This window comes from Kosakonia sp. MH5, from assembly GCF_009935945.1.
Classification (GTDB): domain Bacteria; phylum Pseudomonadota; class Gammaproteobacteria; order Enterobacterales; family Enterobacteriaceae; genus Kosakonia; species Kosakonia radicincitans.
Window position 1 is genome coordinate 852,704 of the sequence record NZ_QODH01000001.1, and the last position, 16,961, is coordinate 869,664.

Below are 16,961 nucleotides of genomic sequence, written 5' to 3' on the forward strand. Positions count from 1 at the left end.
GGAAGCGTGCGATATCTGGCAACATTGTTATTGTCACTGGCGGTGCTGGTTACCGCCGGATGTGGCTGGCATTTGCGTAACACCACGCAGGTTCCGGGCGAAATGAAAACGATGATTTTCGATTCCAGCGATCCGAACGGTCCGCTGAGCCGTGCCATTCGTAACCAGCTGCGCCTTAACGGCGTTCAGTTGCTGGAGAAAGGTACGCTGCGTCAGGATGTGCCTTCGCTGCGTCTGGGCGCGGTGACGTTTACTCGCGACACGGCATCGATCTTCCAGAACGGCCGTACCGCAGAGTATCAAATGGTGCTGACCGCGAATGCCAGCGTGCTGATCCCGGGGCATGATATCTACCCGATCAGTACAAAAGTGTACCGTTCATTCTTTGATAACCCGCAAACGGCATTGGCGAAAGCCGCCGAGCAGGACATTATTATTCAGGAAATGTACGACAAAGCGGCAGAGCAACTGATTCGCAAACTGCCGAGCGTCCACACGGCTGATGCCGCTGAGACGCATAACACCCAGGCACCGTCCTCTCCCTCCGTTTCCGTCACGCCGGGTAGCTAATGCTCAGGTTGTATCCGGAACAACTCCGCGCGCAGCTCAATGAAGGGCTGCGCGCGGCGTATCTGCTTCTCGGTAACGATCCACTGCTGTTGCAGGAGAGCCAGGACGCCGTGCGCCAGGTTGCCGCCACGCAAGGCTTCAGCGAACATCACACGTTTACACTGGATGCCAGCACCGACTGGGACGCTATTTTTTCCATCTGCCAGGCACTTAGCCTGTTTGCCAGTCGTCAAACCCTACTGTTGCTGCTGCCGGAGAACGGTCCAAACGCCGCCATTAATGAACAACTGGCAAAGCTGGTTTCGTTGCTACATGAGGATCTGATCCTGATCGTACGCGGCAACAAGTTGACGAAAGCGCAGGAAAACGCAGCATGGCTGACGCAACTGAATAACCACGCCGTGCAGATTAGCTGCCAGACGCCAGAACAGGCGAATCTTCCCCGCTGGGTCGCCGCACGGGCGAAGCAAAACAAGCTGGAGCTGGATGACGCCGCAAATCAGCTACTTTGCTATTGCTACGAAGGCAATCTGCTGGCGCTGGCGCAGGCACTTGAACGGCTGTCGCTGCTGTGGCCGGATGGCAAATTAACGCTGCCGCGCGTGGAGCAGGCGGTCAACGACGCAGCGCACTTTACCCCGTATCACTGGGTTGATGCACTGCTCGCGGGCAAGAGCAAACGTGCGCTGCATATTCTGAACCAGTTACGGCTGGAGGCATGCGAGCCGGTGATCCTGCTACGCACGGTGCAGCGCGAATTGCTGCTGCTGGTCACGCTCAAGCGTCACGCCGCGCATACGCCGCTGCGTACGCTGTTTGATAAACATCGGGTCTGGCAAAATCGCCGTGGCATGATGGGCGATGCGCTGAACCGCCTGAGCGCCGATCAGCTACGCCAGGCGGTGCATCTGCTCAGCCACATTGAGCTGATTGTGAAGCAGGACTTTGGTCAGTCGGTGTGGGCCGAGCTGGAAGGGTTTTCTCTGCTACTCTGTCATAAGGCATTAGCAGACGTTTTTATTGATGGTTGATATGAATCAGTTGCAGGCACTGTTTGGTGGTACGTTCGATCCTGTCCATTATGGGCATCTGAAGCCGGTTGAAGCGCTGGCGAATCAGATTGGGCTGTCACGGGTAATCATTATGCCCAATAACGTACCGCCGCACCGTCCGCAACCGGAAGCCACCAGCCAGCAACGCAAAATCATGCTCGAACTGGCCATCGCCGACAAACCGCTGTTTACCCTCGATGAGCGGGAACTGCGCCGCGACACGCCCTCTTACAGCGCGCTAACGCTGCAGGAGTGGCGAGAGGAACAAGGGCCACACTGCCCGCTGGCGTTTATCATTGGTCAGGATTCTCTGCTTACCTTCCCGAGCTGGCACCACTACGAAACCATCCTGGATAACTGCCATTTGATTGTCTGCCGCCGCCCCGGCTACCCGCTGGAGATGGCGCAGGAAGAGCATCAACAATGGCTTGATGAACATCTCACCCAGCATGTCGAAACGTTGCACACGCAGCCTGCGGGAAAAATCTATCTGGCTGAAACGCCGTGGTTCAATATCTCCGCAACGCTTATCCGTGAGCGGCTGGAGCACGGCGAAAACTGCGATGATCTGCTGCCTGCCGCCGTACTGGAATATATCAACGCGCAGGGGTTGTACCGCCAAGCGCCCGGCGCATTGCCGTAACCAGCCGATCATTTTCCTCTTTGCTGCGCACCGCAACGCGGTAATAACGATCATCCAGCCCCGGATAGTTCGCACAGCGACGAATTAAAATATGCTGTTCCAGTAGAGCACGCTGTAGCTCCACCCCAGGCGCATCACAACGCAGAAACAGGTAATTCGCCACACCAGGCCAGACAGTGAGTGCCGGAAGATCGTTCAGTGCGGCGAACAAACGAGGACGCTCATCCGCCAGCCACTGCCAGCTCGCCTGCTGATAAGCATGATCATGCAGGATTACCTCTCCCGCCAGTGCAGCAAACGCATTGATTGACCACGGCATCTGCGCAGCGCGCATCTGCGTCACTTTCTGTTCATTGCTGCCCAACAGATAGCCGAGCCGCAAACCCGGAATGGCATAAAACTTGGTCAGCGAGCGTAGCACCCACAGATGCGGATTGCCCGCCAGATGCCGGATAAAGCCGCGGCGTTGCGGGATAAAATCCATAAACGCTTCATCGAGAATAAGCTGAATGCCCAGCGACTTGCAGAGCGCCGAAATGGTCTGTAGCAGCGCATCATCCGGCAGCAGCCCGGTCGGATTATTTGGCGTGCAGAGAAACAGGCAGTCCAGATCCGGCGTCAGCGCCCCCAACAGACGTTCGGTCAGTTGCCAGCCCTCGTCTTCGCGCAACGGAAAATCGACGATGTCACAACCTGCCAGCCGCAGCGCACGGCGATACTCAGCAAACCCAGGCGTGATAAGCATCGCCCGACGCGGCGCCAGCGCATTGACCAGGGCGAAGATCACTTCCGTCTCACCATTTCCGGCCAGCAACCATGACGCTGGAACCTGATGATGTTCCGCCAGCACCTGGTGCAGGCGCTGATACTCCACGTCCGGATAGCGCTCAGCCAGCGCCATATTCTCCAGCAATGCATGCCGCAAAGAGTCTGGCATACCCGCCGGATTAATATTGGCGCTGAAATCCAGTAACTGCTCTGGGGCAATGCCCAGCAGTGCGGCCGCCTCGCGTGTATTGCCGCCGTGCGCGCTATGAAACATCGCTCTCTCCGCTTGCTTAAAGCCGCTATCTTAAACGAAAAAGGGATGTGGATTGAGGGGCGTGGTAAACTTTGCGCAGTAATCCAGACGGGAGATAACGATGCGACTCTGGCTGATTCGTCACGGTGAAACCGAAGCAAACGTTGCAGGGCTTTACAGCGGCCACGCCCCCACTCCGCTGACGCCCAAGGGTCTGGCGCAGGCGCAAACCCTGGGTGAATTGCTCAGCGAGGTCCCCTTTGATCGCGTCCTGTGCAGCGCGCTGGAGCGGGCGCAACAGACGGCGGAACGCGTCCTTGAGCGGCGCGAAATCACCATTGAAACCACGCCGTTACTGAATGAAATATTCTTCGGCGACTGGGAAATGCGCCATCACCGCGATCTGGCGCGCGAAGATCCGCAGAACTATGCCGCCTGGTGCAATGACTGGCAGAATGCCATCCCGACCAATGGCGAAGGCTTTCAGGCATTTTCCGCGCGCATTGAGCAAGTTATCGCACATCTGGCCGATATTAAGGATCAGCAGAATATCCTGCTGGTGAGCCATCAGGGCGTTTTGAGCCTGTTAATCGCCCGCCTGTTAAAGATGCCCGCCGCCTCGCTATGGCATTTTCGTGTTGATCAAGGGTGCTGGAGTGCGATCGATATGCATGAGGATTTCGCCACGCTGCGAGTACTTAACAGCCGCGCCGTCTGGCGGGCTGACGAGTAAGCGTGTTTTTCAACCATCCCATTCAACGTGGTGATTCGGTCATTGACACGCCATGCAAGGCTGTTATCCTCCGCGCGCAGAAATTGTTTTACAAAAATGGCGATGCAATCACACGGTCATGATGGGATGATAGCCCGCTTTTGAAATTGCCGGGTCAGACATTTGTCCCGACAATCGATGCAGTTCAGGTATAATGTCAGGCCGTTCATTAACAGTACATTTTTCACTCACCCAGGGGGAACACTTGCAGGGTAAAGCACTCCAGGATTTTGTTATCGACAAAATTGATGACCTGAAAGGTCAGGACATCGTTGCAATTGACGTGCAGGGCAAATCAAGCATCACCGATTGCATGATTATCTGCACCGGCACTTCCACTCGTCATGTGATTTCCATTGCGGATCATGTGGTTCAGGAATCCCGCGCCGCCGGTCTGATGCCGCTGGGCGTCGAAGGCGAAAGCGCCGCCGACTGGGTTGTGGTCGATCTGGGCGATGTCATTGTCCACGTAATGCAGGAAGAGAGCCGTCGCCTGTATGAGCTGGAAAAACTCTGGAGTTAATGCGTGAAACTGCAACTGGTCGCCGTCGGCACAAAAATGCCGGACTGGGTACAGACAGGTTTTACTGAATATCTGCGCCGTTTTCCCAAAGATATGCCGTTTGAGCTGATTGAGATCCCGGCAGGAAAGCGCGGTAAAAACGCAGATATCAAACGTATTCTCGACAAAGAGGGTGAGCAGATGCTGGCGGCGGCTGGCAAGAATCGCATCGTCACCCTCGATATCCCCGGCAAACCCTGGGATACGCCGCAGCTTGCAAATGAACTGGAACGCTGGAAGCAGGACGGACGCGATGTCAGTCTGCTTATCGGCGGTCCGGAAGGGTTATCCCCCGCCTGCAAAGCGGCAGCAGAACAAAGTTGGTCTCTCTCTGCGCTAACGCTCCCGCACCCGCTGGTGCGCGTGCTGGTGGCTGAAAGCCTGTATCGCGCATGGAGTATTACCACCAACCATCCTTACCACCGTGAGTAATGACGAGTCTTAGGTAGATTAAGCAGCGGATGAAATTACAGAATTCTTTTCGCGACTATACGGCTGAGTCCGCGCTGTTTGTACGCCGGGCGGTGGTCGCCTTTACGGGGATTTTGCTGCTTACCGGCGTGCTGATCGCTAATCTTTATAACCTGCAAATCGTCCGTTTTGCGGACTACCAGACCCGTTCTAACGAAAACCGCATCAAACTGGTTCCCATCGCGCCAAGCCGCGGCATTATTTACGATCGCAACGGCACGCCGCTGGCACTTAATCGCACCATTTACCAGGTCGAAATGATGCCGGAGAAGGTCGATAACGTGCAGCAAACTCTGGATGCCCTGCGCGACGTGGTAGATCTGACCGATGATGATATTGCCAACTTCAAAAAAGAGCGCTCGCGTTCGCACCGCTTCACGTCAATTCCGGTAAAAACTAACCTGACCGAAGTTCAGGTGGCGCGCTTTGCCGTTAACCAGTACCGCTTTCCCGGTGTGGAAGTGAAAGGCTACAAACGCCGCTTCTATCCTTACGGCTCCGCCCTGACTCATGTTATCGGCTACGTCTCGAAAATTAACGATAAAGACGTCGATCGGCTGGATAAAGAGGGCAAACTGGCCAACTATGCCGCCACGCACGATATCGGTAAGCTGGGGATTGAGCGCTATTACGAAGATGTTCTGCACGGCCAGACCGGTTATGAAGAGGTTGAAGTTAACAACCGCGGCCGCGTGATCCGCCAGCTTAAAGAAGTGCCGCCGCAGGCCGGGCACGATATCTACCTGACGCTGGATTTGAAATTACAGCAGTACATCGAAACGCTGCTCGCTGGCAGCCGCGCCGCGGTGGTTGTCACCGATCCGCGCAACGGCAGCATTCTCGCGCTGGTGTCGATGCCGAGCTACGATCCCAATCTGTTTGTCGATGGTATCTCCAGCAAAGATTATTCGTCGCTGCTTAATGACCCGAACACACCGCTGATCAACCGCGCCACGCAGGGGGTTTACCCTCCGGCGTCAACGGTGAAACCGTATGTAGCGGTTTCCGCGCTCAGCGCCGGTGCGATCACCCGCAATACCAGCCTGTTCGATCCCGGCTGGTGGCAATTGCCGGGTTCTGAAAAACGCTACCGCGACTGGAAAAAATGGGGCCACGGTCATCTGAACGTCACCAAAGCGCTGGAAGAATCCGCCGATACCTTCTTCTACCAGGTCGCTTATGACATGGGCATCGATCGCCTGTCGGAGTGGATGGGTAAATTTGGTTACGGCCACTATACCGGCGTCGATCTGTCGGAAGAGCGCTCCGGTAATATGCCGACGCGCGAGTGGAAACTGAAACGCTTTAAGAAGCCCTGGTATCAGGGCGACACCATCCCGGTAGGGATTGGCCAGGGCTACTGGACGGCAACACCATTGCAAATGAATAAAGCGATGATGATCCTGATTAACGACGGTATCGTCAAAGTGCCACACCTGCTGATGAGCACGGTGGAAAACGGCCAACAGGTGCCGTGGAAACAGCCTGTCGAACCGCCGGTCGGCGATATTCACTCCGGCTACTGGGAGATCGCGAAAGACGGGATGTACGGTGTGGCGAACCGCCCGAATGGGACCGGCCACAAATACTTTGCCGATGCACCGTATAAAGTTGCAGCGAAGTCCGGTACTGCGCAGGTCTTTGGCCTGAAAGCGAATGAAACCTATAACGCGCACCGGATCGCTGAGCGGCTGCGTGACCATAAACTGATGACTGCGTTTGCACCGTATGATAATCCGCAGGTCGCCGTCGCGATGATTCTGGAAAACGGCGGTGCAGGACCGGCAGTCGGGACCATTATGCGCCAGATCCTCGACCACATTATGCTTGGCGATAACAACACCGATTTGCCGGCGGAAAACCCCTCAACGGCAGCGGCGGAGGACCAATAATCATGACGGATAATCCGAACAAAAAATCGTTCTGGGACAAAATCCATATCGATCCCACGATGATGCTAATTATCCTCGCATTGCTGTTTTACAGCGCGATCGTGATCTGGAGCGCCAGCGGCCAGGACATTGGCATGACCGAACGTAAAATCGGCCAGATCGCTATGGGGCTGATTATCATGGTGGTGTTGGCGCAGGTGCCGCCGCGCGTCTATGAAGGCTGGGCGCCCTATCTCTACATTTTCTGCATTATCCTGCTGGTAGCGGTGGATGCTTTCGGCGCGATATCCAAAGGCGCGCAGCGCTGGCTCGATCTCGGCGTTGTACGTTTCCAGCCTTCCGAGATCGCTAAAATCGCCGTGCCGCTGATGGTGGCGCGCTTTATTAACCGCGACGTTTGCCCGCCTTCGCTGAAAAATACCGCTATCGCGCTGGCGCTGATCTTTCTGCCAACGCTGCTGGTGGCAGCACAGCCGGATCTGGGTACCTCGATTCTGGTGGTGCTCTCGGGACTGTTTGTCCTGTTCCTCTCCGGTCTGAGTTGGCGGCTGATCGCTATTGCAGCGGTACTGGTTGCGGCGTTTATTCCGGTGCTGTGGTTCTTCCTGATGCATGATTATCAACGCCAGCGCGTGATGATGTTGCTCGATCCGGAAACCGATCCGCTCGGCGCAGGCTACCATATTATTCAGTCGAAAATTGCTATCGGCTCCGGCGGCCTGAGCGGCAAAGGCTGGCTGCACGGTACGCAGTCGCAGCTGGAATTCCTGCCTGAACGCCACACCGACTTTATTTTCGCCGTGCTGGCGGAAGAGCTGGGGCTGATCGGGATTCTGATTTTGCTGGCGTTGTATGTGCTGCTGATTATGCGCGGGTTATGGATTGCCGCGCGGGCACAAACCACCTTTGGCCGCGTCATGGCTGGCGGTTTGATGTTGATTTTGTTCGTTTATGTATTCGTAAATATTGGTATGGTGAGTGGCATACTGCCGGTGGTCGGCGTACCGTTGCCACTGATCAGTTACGGGGGATCAGCCCTGATCGTACTCATGGCCGGGTTTGGTATCGTTATGTCGATCCATACTCACAGGAAAATGTTGTCTAAGAACGTTTAAGAGGTGCGCAATGCGTAAGCAATGGCTGGGGATCTGCATAGCAGCAGGGTTACTGGCGGCATGTTCAAATAATGATGGTCAGCAGCAGACCACCGTAGCGCCTCAACCTGCGGTGTGTACTGGTCCTGTCGTTGAAATCAGCGGCGCGGAGCCTCATTACGAAGCACCGAACGCCACGGCAAACCAGGATTATGAGCGCGACGGCAAGAGCTACAAAATCGTTCAGGATCCCTCCCGTTTCAGCCAGGCTGGCTTAGCCGCCATTTATGATGCTGAGCCGGGCAGCAATCTGACCGCCTCCGGCGAAGTATTCGATCCTATGCAACTGACGGCAGCCCATCCGACGCTGCCAATCCCAAGCTACGCACGTATCACCAACCTGGCGAACGGCCGCATGATTGTGGTCCGCATTAACGATCGTGGACCGTTTGGCAACGACCGAGTGATCTCGTTGTCGCGCGCGGCAGCGGATCGCCTGAATACTTCGAATAATACCAAAGTGCGTATCGACCCGATTATCGTCGCTCAGGATGGTTCACTTTCCGGGCCAGGCACTGTCTGTACTAAAGTCGCGCAGCAAACCTACGTGCTGCCTGCACGTCCCGATCTCGGCGGCGGTCTGGGCAGCGCCTCCTCTGCTCCGCAACCTGTACAGCCGCAGGGTAACGTTCAGGCCATCAGTAACGATTCACTAAAAAGCGACAATGCTACTGGCGCGCCGGTAAGCAGCGGCGGATTCCTCGGTGCACCGACACCGCTCGCCAGCGGCGTGCTGGAAGGCAGTGAAACAGCGCAACCGGCCGCAACCACGACCACGACGCCGGTCGCGCAAACCGCCACGCCGGTGACGCAAACCGTGATGCCAGCAACCCGCACTTCGCCGGTTACTGCGCCTGGTTCTGTTCAGGGGCACGTGCAAAGTTCTGTCGCCGCCAGCAGTGCAACAGCCGCCGCCAGCAGCGGTTATATGGTGCAGGTCGGCGCCGTCAGCGATCAGGCTCGCGCGCAACAGTATCAGCAGCGCCTGGCGCAGCAGTTCTCTGTACCGGGCCGCGTGACGCAGAACGGTGCGGTATGGCGCGTTCAGCTTGGGCCATTCAGCACCAAAGCAGACGCCAGTGCATTGCAGCAGCGGTTGCAAAATGAAGCACAGTTACAGTCTTTCATCACTGGCGCGCAGTAATTGGGTAAGATATCTGACTTTGTCAGCTTGTGTAAGCAGCATTAACAAAGTCATGCTTAAAGTCAGATGCCTGCCGATATAGCTTTTGCTATAGTAAGGCACTTTTTTTAACTCCATCACGGATGTCGTTGTTCGACCATGAAGACCACTTTTTCCGTTCGTTTTATGCAGCGCCTGGCGCTCACCACCGCGCTGACCGCAGCATCTCTTACCGCTGCCCATGCCGATGATCTGAATATCAAAACCATGATCCCAGGCGTTCCGCAGATTGATGCGGAATCTTACATCCTGATCGATTACAACTCCGGTAAAGTGCTGGCGGAACAGAACGCCGATGCGCGCCGCGACCCGGCGAGCCTGACCAAAATGATGACCAGCTATGTCATCGGCCAGGCGATGAAAGCGGGCAAGTTTAAAGACAGCGATTTGGTGACTATTGGTAACGATGCATGGGCGACCGGCAACCCGGTATTCCGTGGTTCTTCGCTGATGTTCCTGAAACCAGGCATGCAGGTGCCGGTTTCTCAGCTGATTCGCGGTATCAACCTGCAATCCGGTAACGACGCCTGTGTGGCGATGGCCGATTATGTTGCGGGCAGCCAGGACGCTTTCGTCGGTCTGATGAACAGCTATGTGAATGCGCTCGGTTTGCAGAACAGCCACTTCCAGACGGTTCACGGTCTGGACGCTGATGGTCAGTACAGCTCCGCACGCGATATGGCGCTGATTGGCCAGGCATTAATCCGCGACGTACCGAACGAATACGCCATCTATAAAGAAAAAGAGTTTACCTTTAACGGCATCCGCCAGACCAACCGTAATGGTCTACTGTGGGATAACAGCCTGAACGTAGACGGTATCAAAACCGGCCATACCGACAAAGCGGGTTATAACCTGGTGGCTTCGGCAACAGAAGGCCAGATGCGCCTGATCTCTGCCGTCATGGGCGGTCGTACCTTTAAAGGCCGCGAGACCGAAAGCAAAAAACTGCTGACCTGGGGCTTCCGTTTCTTTGAAACTGTCAGTCCGCTGAAAGCCGGTAAAGAGTTCGCTTCTGAGCCAGCCTGGTTTGGCGACAGCGATCGCGCATCGTTAGGCGTCGATAAAGACGTTTATCTGACTATTCCACGCGGCCGCATGAAAGATCTGAAAGCCAGCTATGTGCTGAACACCAGCGAACTGCACGCGCCGCTGCAGAAAAATCAGGTTGTTGGTTCCATTAACTTCCAGTTAGATGGCAAAACCATCGAGCAACGCCCGCTGGTGGTGTTGCAGGAGATCCCGGAAGGCAATTTCTTCGGCAAAATCATTGATTACATTAAATTGATGTTCCATCACTGGTTTGGTTAAAAATTGAACACTTGAAAGTGTGATTTCCGTCCCCATATACTTAGCATCTCAGAAAAACTCCTGCTCATCCGGCAGGAGTTATTATTTTTTACGCCGGAGCTGACATGAAAACCAATCTCAAAGAACTGCTTGAATTCCCGACACCCTTCACTTACAAAGTGATGGGTCTGGCGAAGCCAGAGCTGGTTGATCTGGTGGTTGAAGTGGTACAGCGCCACGCGCCAGGTGATTACTCCCCGCAGGTAAAACCGAGCAGCAAAGGCAATTACCACTCGGTATCCATCACTATCACTGCCACCCATATTGAGCAGGTTGAAACGTTGTACGAAGAACTCGGCAACATCGAAATTGTGCGTATGGTTCTGTAATCGTTTGACGTTACCCGGAAACATTCGGGTAACGTCTTCGCTGTGATATACTCCCCCCACTCTTTTCTCCGCCGGAGATGCCGTTTTGTCTCAGGACACCATTCTTATCCGCAATCTGGGCCTGCAATATTACGAGCCAGTGTCCCAACAAATGCATGACTTCACCGATACCCGCGACGATACAACGCCCGATGAAATCTGGCTGGTAGAGCACTACCCGGTGTTTACTCAGGGCCAGGCCGGTAAAGCTGAACACGTTCTGGCGCCCGGCGATATTCCGGTGATCCAGAGCGATCGCGGCGGCCAGGTGACCTATCACGGGCCAGGCCAGCAAGTGATGTACGTGCTTATCAACCTGAAACGCCGCAAAATTGGCGTACGTGAGCTTGTTACGTTGCTGGAAAATACGGTGATCAACACGCTGGCGACGCAGGGTATCAATGCGCAAGCGCGTGCTGATGCGCCGGGCGTTTATGTACAAGGGAAGAAGATCTGTTCGCTGGGTTTGCGTATCCGTAAAGGCTGTTCATTTCATGGGTTGGCATTAAATATCGACATGGATCTGGCGCCGTTTATGCGCATCAATCCGTGTGGCTATGCCGGGATGGAAATGACGCAGGTCAGCCAACTGACGGAAAATATTGAGGTGGATAAAATAAGGCCAATTCTTGTTCAGCAATTTTTAGCGTTACTAAACAATCCACCCCATCAATATATAGGTGCTTAATATATCATGTATTTTGGCCCGCATTTCGTGCGGGTCGTTATTTAATTGGCATGTTAGCGCTTTACAACAGATGCCTTATTCTCTATTTTCAACCTACCTGCCTTGTCTGGCTAATATGCATTACGGTGCTATTCCGGGCTTCGTATGCGTGCTTCAGGCCAGCCATTTTGAGCGCAATGTTCGCATCACGGTGAAAAATCTACGTAATGATGATGCAGGACAGGATGTTAACTCAAATTAATAATCAACTAAAAAAACAAATTCAACTATCATTCATATTGCGAATGATTATGGAGCACAAGCGTGGATAATAATAACCAACCGGAAAAGCGAATAACCGTGCGCCCTGAAGATGATAAGCCGCAAATCTTCCGGACGCTGCGCAATATTGATCTCAACTTACTGACGATTTTTGAGGCAGTATATGTTCATAAAGGGATCGTTAACGCGGCAAAAGTGCTTAACCTCACGCCTTCAGCTATTAGCCAGTCGATTCAGAAACTGCGCTTAATATTTCCAGATCCGCTTTTTATTCGTAAAGGCCAGGGCGTTACGCCGACCGCCTATGCATCGCATTTACATGAATATATCAGCCAGGGGCTGGAGTCGATCCTCGGCGCGTTGGATCTTACCGGTAGCTACGACAAACAACGTACCATTACGATTGGCACGCCGCCGTCCATCGGCGCATTAGTTATTCCGATTATCTTTCAGGCTATTAAAGAAAACGCGCCGCATCTGATGATGCGTAATATTCCGGTAAACGACGCAGAAAGCCAGCTTAGCCAGTTCCAGACGGATTTGATTATTGATACGCACATTGCCAGCTCGCGCACGCTCAATCATCACGTGTTGTATAGCGACCGGATGATGCTGGTGTGTCGTAAAGGGCATCCTTGTCTGAATGGGCCGATCAACGAAGAGGTTTTGCAAAAGTATGAGCACACGCTGCTGATGCTGGAAGGGCAAAACCTGAGCGGGCTACGTCAGCGTGTACAGGATCTCTTTCCGGAACGTCAGGTGAGTTTCAGCAGTTACAATATGTTTACTATTGCAGCACTGATCGGCAACAGCGATATGCTCGGCCTGATGCCAACACGTTTGTTCAAACTCTTCAGTGGTTGCTGGCCGCTGGTCGAAATCGATTTTCCGCCGCTTAGCAGCGAACGTCTCGATATCTCCCTGTATTACAATAAATTGAGTTTGCGCGATCCAGTGCTGGAGAATGTCATCAATGTTATCCGACGGGCTTTTTAACGCCCGTTCACCCCTGGTGAAAGTACTAACGCTTGCTGGGCGTTTGGCACAAAACAACAACTATTTTACAAATTGCCCCGCTGTCAGGCTGCTTTCTACTCGCCGATAATGGTATACTGCGTGCACGTTAATTCAAAAATAGTTGATAAATACAACATTTCCTTGAATTGAAATACTTACTTCGTTATCCGCAACTGGAACACGCACGCTATGAGTAAACCCATTGTGATGGAACGCGGTGTTAAGTACCGCGATGCCGATAAAATGGCTCTTATCCCGGTTAAAAACGTGGCAACCGAGCGCGAAGCTCTGTTGAGAAAACCGGAGTGGATGAAAATCAAACTCCCGGCAGACTCTTCCCGTATCCAGGGGATCAAAGCAGCCATGCGTAAAAATGGGCTGCACTCTGTGTGTGAAGAGGCATCGTGCCCGAACCTTGCTGAGTGTTTCAACCACGGAACGGCCACCTTTATGATCCTCGGCGCCATCTGTACACGCCGTTGCCCGTTCTGCGATGTGGCGCACGGCCGTCCGGTGGCACCTGACGCTAACGAACCACAAAAACTGGCGCAGACAATTGCCGATATGGCGCTGCGTTATGTGGTTATCACCTCCGTTGACCGTGACGATCTGCGTGACGGCGGTGCACAGCATTTCGCGGATTGCATCACCGCAATCCGTGAAAAAAGTCCGTCCATCAAAATTGAGACACTGGTTCCGGACTTCCGCGGTCGTATGGATCGCGCACTGGATATCCTCACCGCAACGCCGCCAGACGTGTTTAACCACAACCTGGAGAACGTGCCGCGTATCTATCGCCAGGTACGTCCAGGTGCGGATTACAACTGGTCACTGAAACTGCTGGAGCGCTTTAAAGAAGCGCATCCGGAGATCCCAACCAAATCAGGTTTGATGGTAGGGCTTGGCGAAACGAACGCTGAAATTATCGACGTGATGCGCGATCTGCGCCGCCACGGAGTGACGATGCTGACGCTGGGGCAGTATTTACAGCCTAGCCGCCATCACCTGCCGGTCCAGCGCTATGTCAGCCCGGACGAGTTTGACGAAATGAAAGAAGAAGCGCTGGCAATGGGCTTTACCCATGCGGCGTGCGGCCCGTTCGTTCGCTCTTCCTATCACGCGGACCTGCAGGCAAAAGGCATTGAGGTGAAGTAACACCTGCTTACACTCCAGACAAAAAAACCGGCCTCTACGCCGGTTTTTTTTCGCCTGTCGGGGCGGCTCACTCTTTGTGAGTGAGTTTTTCTGCTGTCACTTCGTCAGCGTCTTTCTTCGCAGCATCGTCATCATTCATGGCTTTTTTGAAGCCTTTGATGGCCGCGCCCAGATCGCCGCCCAGCGTACGTAACTTCTTGGTTCCAAACAGCAGAACAACCAACGCGGCCACGACCAGCAGCTTGGTAATACTAATTTCACCCATAGATACCTTCTTTCGTAAAACAGGCTGTATAAAACGTCATTATAACCTGACTTCATTAACGGTCATTCGACGCGCGCACACAATAGCAATCTGTAACGAGATGAATCAAGCATTGTTTAAAAAAACATCACAGGAGTTGCGGCGGCGCAAAGCGTCGGTTCTGTAAAACAGGAAGTTTCTCTCGCGTTTGCGCCACGCGGTCTGCAGTGACATCCGCATAAATTAGTTGTGGTGCTTCAGCTGCCGCAGCAATAGTTACGCCTTGCGGATCGATAACCCGACTCTGACCAATATTCTTGTTGCCACACTCCCCGGCGGCCACCATGTAACAGGTGGTATCCAGCGCCCGCGCAGACAGTAATGTCGCCCAGTGCTGCTCTTTTAGCGGCCCTCGCACCCATGCGGCAGGCAGAACCAGCAGTTGTGCGCCAGCAAGCGCCAGTGCCAGCGCCAGTTCCGGAAACCGCAAATCATAACAGGTCATCAACCCGACCTTCATTCCGTCAATCTCAATCAGCGGTGGCAGAATGTTGCCTGCATCCACCCGTGCCGACTCCTGCATACTAAATGCATCATAGAGATGGAGCTTTGCATACTGTGCAATGATTTCCCCCTGGTATAACGCCACCAGCGTATTGACTGCCCGTCCTTCCGAGGAAGGCACATGCACCGTCAGTATGGTGGTCATACTGTTCCGACGACTCTCTTCAAGTAGCAAATGCAGGAAGCCACCATCCAGCCTCTGCGCCGATTTTACCGAAAGATGGGGGTCTGCATCATCCCGGGCCAGTAACGCCTCTGGCAGCACAAGCAGCGATGCCTGTTGCTGTGCCGCTTGCGCCATCAATTCGACACAAGTTAATGCATTAGTTTTCCAGTCCGGTGTAACGGCAAACTGCCCGGCTGCAACAATCATCGTTTTCCCTCCGCTGTGCCGTCATAGCCAGAAAGTGGCTGCGGCGCTAAACTCAACACTCTAGCAAATCAAATAGCAGGATTTCACGGTGTTACAACTCCTTTTAGCGGTATTTATCGGTGGCGGTACAGGTAGCGTTGCGCGCTGGATGCTCAGCATGAAGCTAAACCCGGCGCATCAGATCATTCCCCTTGGCACATTAACCGCCAACCTGATGGGCGCTTTTATTATTGGCATGGGGCTGGCGTGGTTCAATCGAATGACACATATCGATCCGGTGTGGAAAGTGCTGCTTACCACCGGCTTCTGTGGCGGGCTGACGACATTTTCCACCTTTTCGGCTGAAGTGGTGTTTTTGTTGCAGGAAGGTCGTGTCAGCTGGGCGTTGTTGAACGTAGCAGTTAACCTGCTGGGATCGTTTGCGATGACTGCGCTGGCTTTCTGGCTCTTTTCGGCCGTTAATGCAAACTGAAGGCAAAAAAAACCCGCCTTATCAGCGGGTTTTGGAATTCTTGCTTACGTAGCTGAATTAAACAGGCATTACGTTTGCAGCAGAAGGGCCTTTGGCACCGTTAGTGATTTCAAACTCAACGCGCTGACCTTCAGCCAGAGTTTTGAAACCATTGCTCTGGATTGCAGAGAAGTGTACGAACACGTCTTTGCTGCCATCTTCCGGAGTAATGAAACCGAATCCTTTGGATTCATTAAACCACTTAACGTTACCTTTAATCTTAGACATCAAAATTACCTTTACATGAAAAAACGACACAAATGCTGTGTCGGGTATCAGTACATCAATTGTGGCGACCTTTGTCCAGTCGTTATTCGCTAAAAAGTGATAAATGTCGCTAAGTTTTGTTCTTTGACGCTTTATTCCGCATTTTTTGTACTGCTTAAGAACTGTGCAGAGCATCATCCGCTGGCCAAATCAGAACTGAAAGCGCATCCACGCGAAGTAAACGTTTCCGTTATTGTAAGTTCCTGGGATGTAGGTCATCTGGAATGTTGCCGGCCCATAGCCAATTGAAGCCAGCGGTAACAGCACCGGAATCGGAATGTAATGCCAGTTATCGCGTGCAGTCACGCCTGCGGTGTAACCGAGTCCGAGACGAAAATTATCATCCGCCAGTGGTCGCCAGGTTTTCTCCCAGCCATAGCCGCCAATCGGTTCCCATTTGTTAAACGAATCTTTAAAGGCCATCAGGTACAAGCCGTGCCAGTTGCCTTTCTCATCCCAGCGATCCTGACCAAATCCGGCGCCCCATGGGCGTTCGTTATAACGGTCGGTTTTCTCCTTGTCATAAGCAAAACGCGCATGCCAGGTAATAGCCGGTACATAGAGATCGTAATGCTCTGGCGCTTGCCAGGTTTGCTTTACGTTGTCGGTAAAATCGGAGAACCAGGACTGCTGGGCTGCGTGCGTCAGGGAAACCACCGAAAACTGACAAAATATAGCGAAGAGTGTGAAAATTTTATTTTTAACAGACACCGTATGCATTCCATTTTACGTATTGACGTATAGTCTGTAGCAGGATATCTGAATAAACTCTTAACGAAATCAGATTAATTCTGAAAACATAGCGAAAATTCCTTATTCCGCTAATCATTTTCAGGTTAAATA

General features: G+C 53.4%; 20 protein-coding genes. 15 read left to right on the plus strand and 5 right to left on the minus strand.

What is annotated here, in order from left to right:
* Positions 1-6 precede the first annotated feature (6 nt).
* The 3 genes from lptE to nadD are packed head-to-tail and all read left to right on the plus strand — an operon-like array spanning position 7 to position 2,265.
* The gene (gene lptE, locus DK872_RS04045) at positions 7-570 is read left to right on the plus strand and encodes an LPS assembly lipoprotein LptE (protein ID WP_007373857.1); all 564 of its coding nucleotides are present in this window, start codon (positions 7-9) and stop codon (positions 568-570) included.
* Complete coding sequence (holA, locus tag DK872_RS04050) at positions 570-1,601, plus strand: DNA polymerase III subunit delta (protein WP_007373856.1); 1,032 nt, start codon at positions 570-572, stop codon at positions 1,599-1,601. Before lptE ends, holA begins: the two co-directional genes overlap by 1 nt.
* Positions 1,594-2,265: a nicotinate-nucleotide adenylyltransferase gene (gene nadD, locus DK872_RS04055; RefSeq protein ID WP_035885990.1), complete on the plus strand. Its 672-nt coding sequence runs from the start codon at positions 1,594-1,596 to the stop codon at positions 2,263-2,265. The genes holA and nadD overlap by 8 nt, the downstream gene beginning before the upstream one ends.
* On the opposite strand, the gene cobD is transcribed toward nadD, so the two are convergent.
* Entirely contained in the window at positions 2,219-3,307 is a 1,089-nt protein-coding gene (cobD, locus tag DK872_RS04060; RefSeq protein WP_161518046.1) for a threonine-phosphate decarboxylase CobD, read from the minus strand. The genes nadD and cobD overlap by 47 nt on opposite strands.
* A gap of 100 nt (positions 3,308-3,407) precedes the next feature.
* On the opposite strand from cobD, the gene DK872_RS04065 reads away from it, so the two are divergent.
* From DK872_RS04065 to lipA, 11 genes are all read left to right on the plus strand, one after another.
* Positions 3,408-4,019 (plus strand): adenosylcobalamin/alpha-ribazole phosphatase, encoded by a 612-nt coding sequence (locus tag DK872_RS04065; protein ID WP_161518047.1) that lies wholly within the window; start codon positions 3,408-3,410, stop codon positions 4,017-4,019.
* Between the two features lie 244 nt (positions 4,020-4,263).
* Entirely contained in the window at positions 4,264-4,581 is a 318-nt protein-coding gene (gene rsfS / locus DK872_RS04070; RefSeq protein WP_007373852.1) for a ribosome silencing factor, read from the plus strand.
* 3 nt (positions 4,582-4,584) lie between these two features.
* Complete coding sequence (gene rlmH / locus DK872_RS04075; RefSeq protein WP_000776107.1) at positions 4,585-5,052, plus strand: 23S rRNA (pseudouridine(1915)-N(3))-methyltransferase RlmH; 468 nt, start codon at positions 4,585-4,587, stop codon at positions 5,050-5,052.
* Positions 5,053-5,081: 29 nt separating this feature from the next.
* Positions 5,082-6,983: a peptidoglycan DD-transpeptidase MrdA gene (gene mrdA / locus DK872_RS04080; RefSeq protein WP_007373851.1), complete on the plus strand. Its 1,902-nt coding sequence runs from the start codon at positions 5,082-5,084 to the stop codon at positions 6,981-6,983.
* 2 nt (positions 6,984-6,985) lie between these two features.
* Positions 6,986-8,098 (plus strand): peptidoglycan glycosyltransferase MrdB, encoded by a 1,113-nt coding sequence (gene mrdB / locus DK872_RS04085; RefSeq protein ID WP_007373850.1) that lies wholly within the window; start codon positions 6,986-6,988, stop codon positions 8,096-8,098.
* A gap of 10 nt (positions 8,099-8,108) precedes the next feature.
* Positions 8,109-9,281 carry an endolytic peptidoglycan transglycosylase RlpA gene (gene rlpA / locus DK872_RS04090; RefSeq protein ID WP_007373849.1) on the plus strand — a complete coding sequence of 391 codons (1,173 nt, stop codon included), beginning with the start codon at positions 8,109-8,111 and terminating at the stop codon, positions 9,279-9,281.
* Between the two features lie 138 nt (positions 9,282-9,419).
* Complete coding sequence (gene dacA, locus DK872_RS04095; protein ID WP_007373848.1) at positions 9,420-10,631, plus strand: D-alanyl-D-alanine carboxypeptidase DacA; 1,212 nt, start codon at positions 9,420-9,422, stop codon at positions 10,629-10,631.
* A 104-nt stretch (positions 10,632-10,735) separates the two neighbouring features.
* Entirely contained in the window at positions 10,736-10,999 is a 264-nt protein-coding gene (gene ybeD / locus DK872_RS04100) for a DUF493 family protein YbeD (RefSeq protein ID WP_007373847.1), read from the plus strand.
* 85 nt (positions 11,000-11,084) lie between these two features.
* Positions 11,085-11,726 (plus strand): lipoyl(octanoyl) transferase LipB, encoded by a 642-nt coding sequence (gene lipB, locus DK872_RS04105; RefSeq protein ID WP_007373846.1) that lies wholly within the window; start codon positions 11,085-11,087, stop codon positions 11,724-11,726.
* Positions 11,727-12,029: 303 nt separating this feature from the next.
* Positions 12,030-12,983, plus strand: coding sequence for a YbeF family transcriptional regulator (locus DK872_RS04110; protein ID WP_161518048.1), 954 nt, complete (start codon positions 12,030-12,032; stop codon positions 12,981-12,983).
* A 210-nt stretch (positions 12,984-13,193) separates the two neighbouring features.
* Positions 13,194-14,159: a lipoyl synthase gene (lipA, locus tag DK872_RS04115; RefSeq protein ID WP_035885995.1), complete on the plus strand. Its 966-nt coding sequence runs from the start codon at positions 13,194-13,196 to the stop codon at positions 14,157-14,159.
* A 67-nt stretch (positions 14,160-14,226) separates the two neighbouring features.
* On the opposite strand, the gene tatE is transcribed toward lipA, so the two are convergent.
* Both tatE and DK872_RS04125 read right to left on the minus strand, forming a co-directional pair.
* Positions 14,227-14,424, minus strand: a complete 198-nt coding sequence (gene tatE / locus DK872_RS04120; RefSeq protein ID WP_007373842.1) for a twin-arginine translocase subunit TatE — start codon at positions 14,422-14,424, stop codon at positions 14,227-14,229.
* Between the two features lie 127 nt (positions 14,425-14,551).
* Complete coding sequence (locus DK872_RS04125; protein WP_161518049.1) at positions 14,552-15,340, minus strand: deaminated glutathione amidase; 789 nt, start codon at positions 15,338-15,340, stop codon at positions 14,552-14,554.
* Positions 15,341-15,428: 88 nt separating this feature from the next.
* On the opposite strand from DK872_RS04125, the gene crcB reads away from it, so the two are divergent.
* Positions 15,429-15,812, plus strand: coding sequence for a fluoride efflux transporter CrcB (gene crcB / locus DK872_RS04130; RefSeq protein ID WP_007373840.1), 384 nt, complete (start codon positions 15,429-15,431; stop codon positions 15,810-15,812).
* A 57-nt stretch (positions 15,813-15,869) separates the two neighbouring features.
* Here crcB and cspE read toward each other — a convergent pair whose 3' ends face one another.
* Together cspE and pagP are read right to left on the minus strand one after the other, a co-directional pair.
* The gene (gene cspE / locus DK872_RS04135; protein ID WP_007373839.1) at positions 15,870-16,079 is read right to left on the minus strand and encodes a transcription antiterminator/RNA stability regulator CspE; all 210 of its coding nucleotides are present in this window, start codon (positions 16,077-16,079) and stop codon (positions 15,870-15,872) included.
* 189 nt (positions 16,080-16,268) lie between these two features.
* On the minus strand, positions 16,269-16,838 hold the full coding sequence (gene pagP / locus DK872_RS04140; protein WP_090397292.1) for a lipid IV(A) palmitoyltransferase PagP: 570 nt from the start codon (positions 16,836-16,838) through the stop codon (positions 16,269-16,271).
* Positions 16,839-16,961 lie beyond the last annotated feature (123 nt).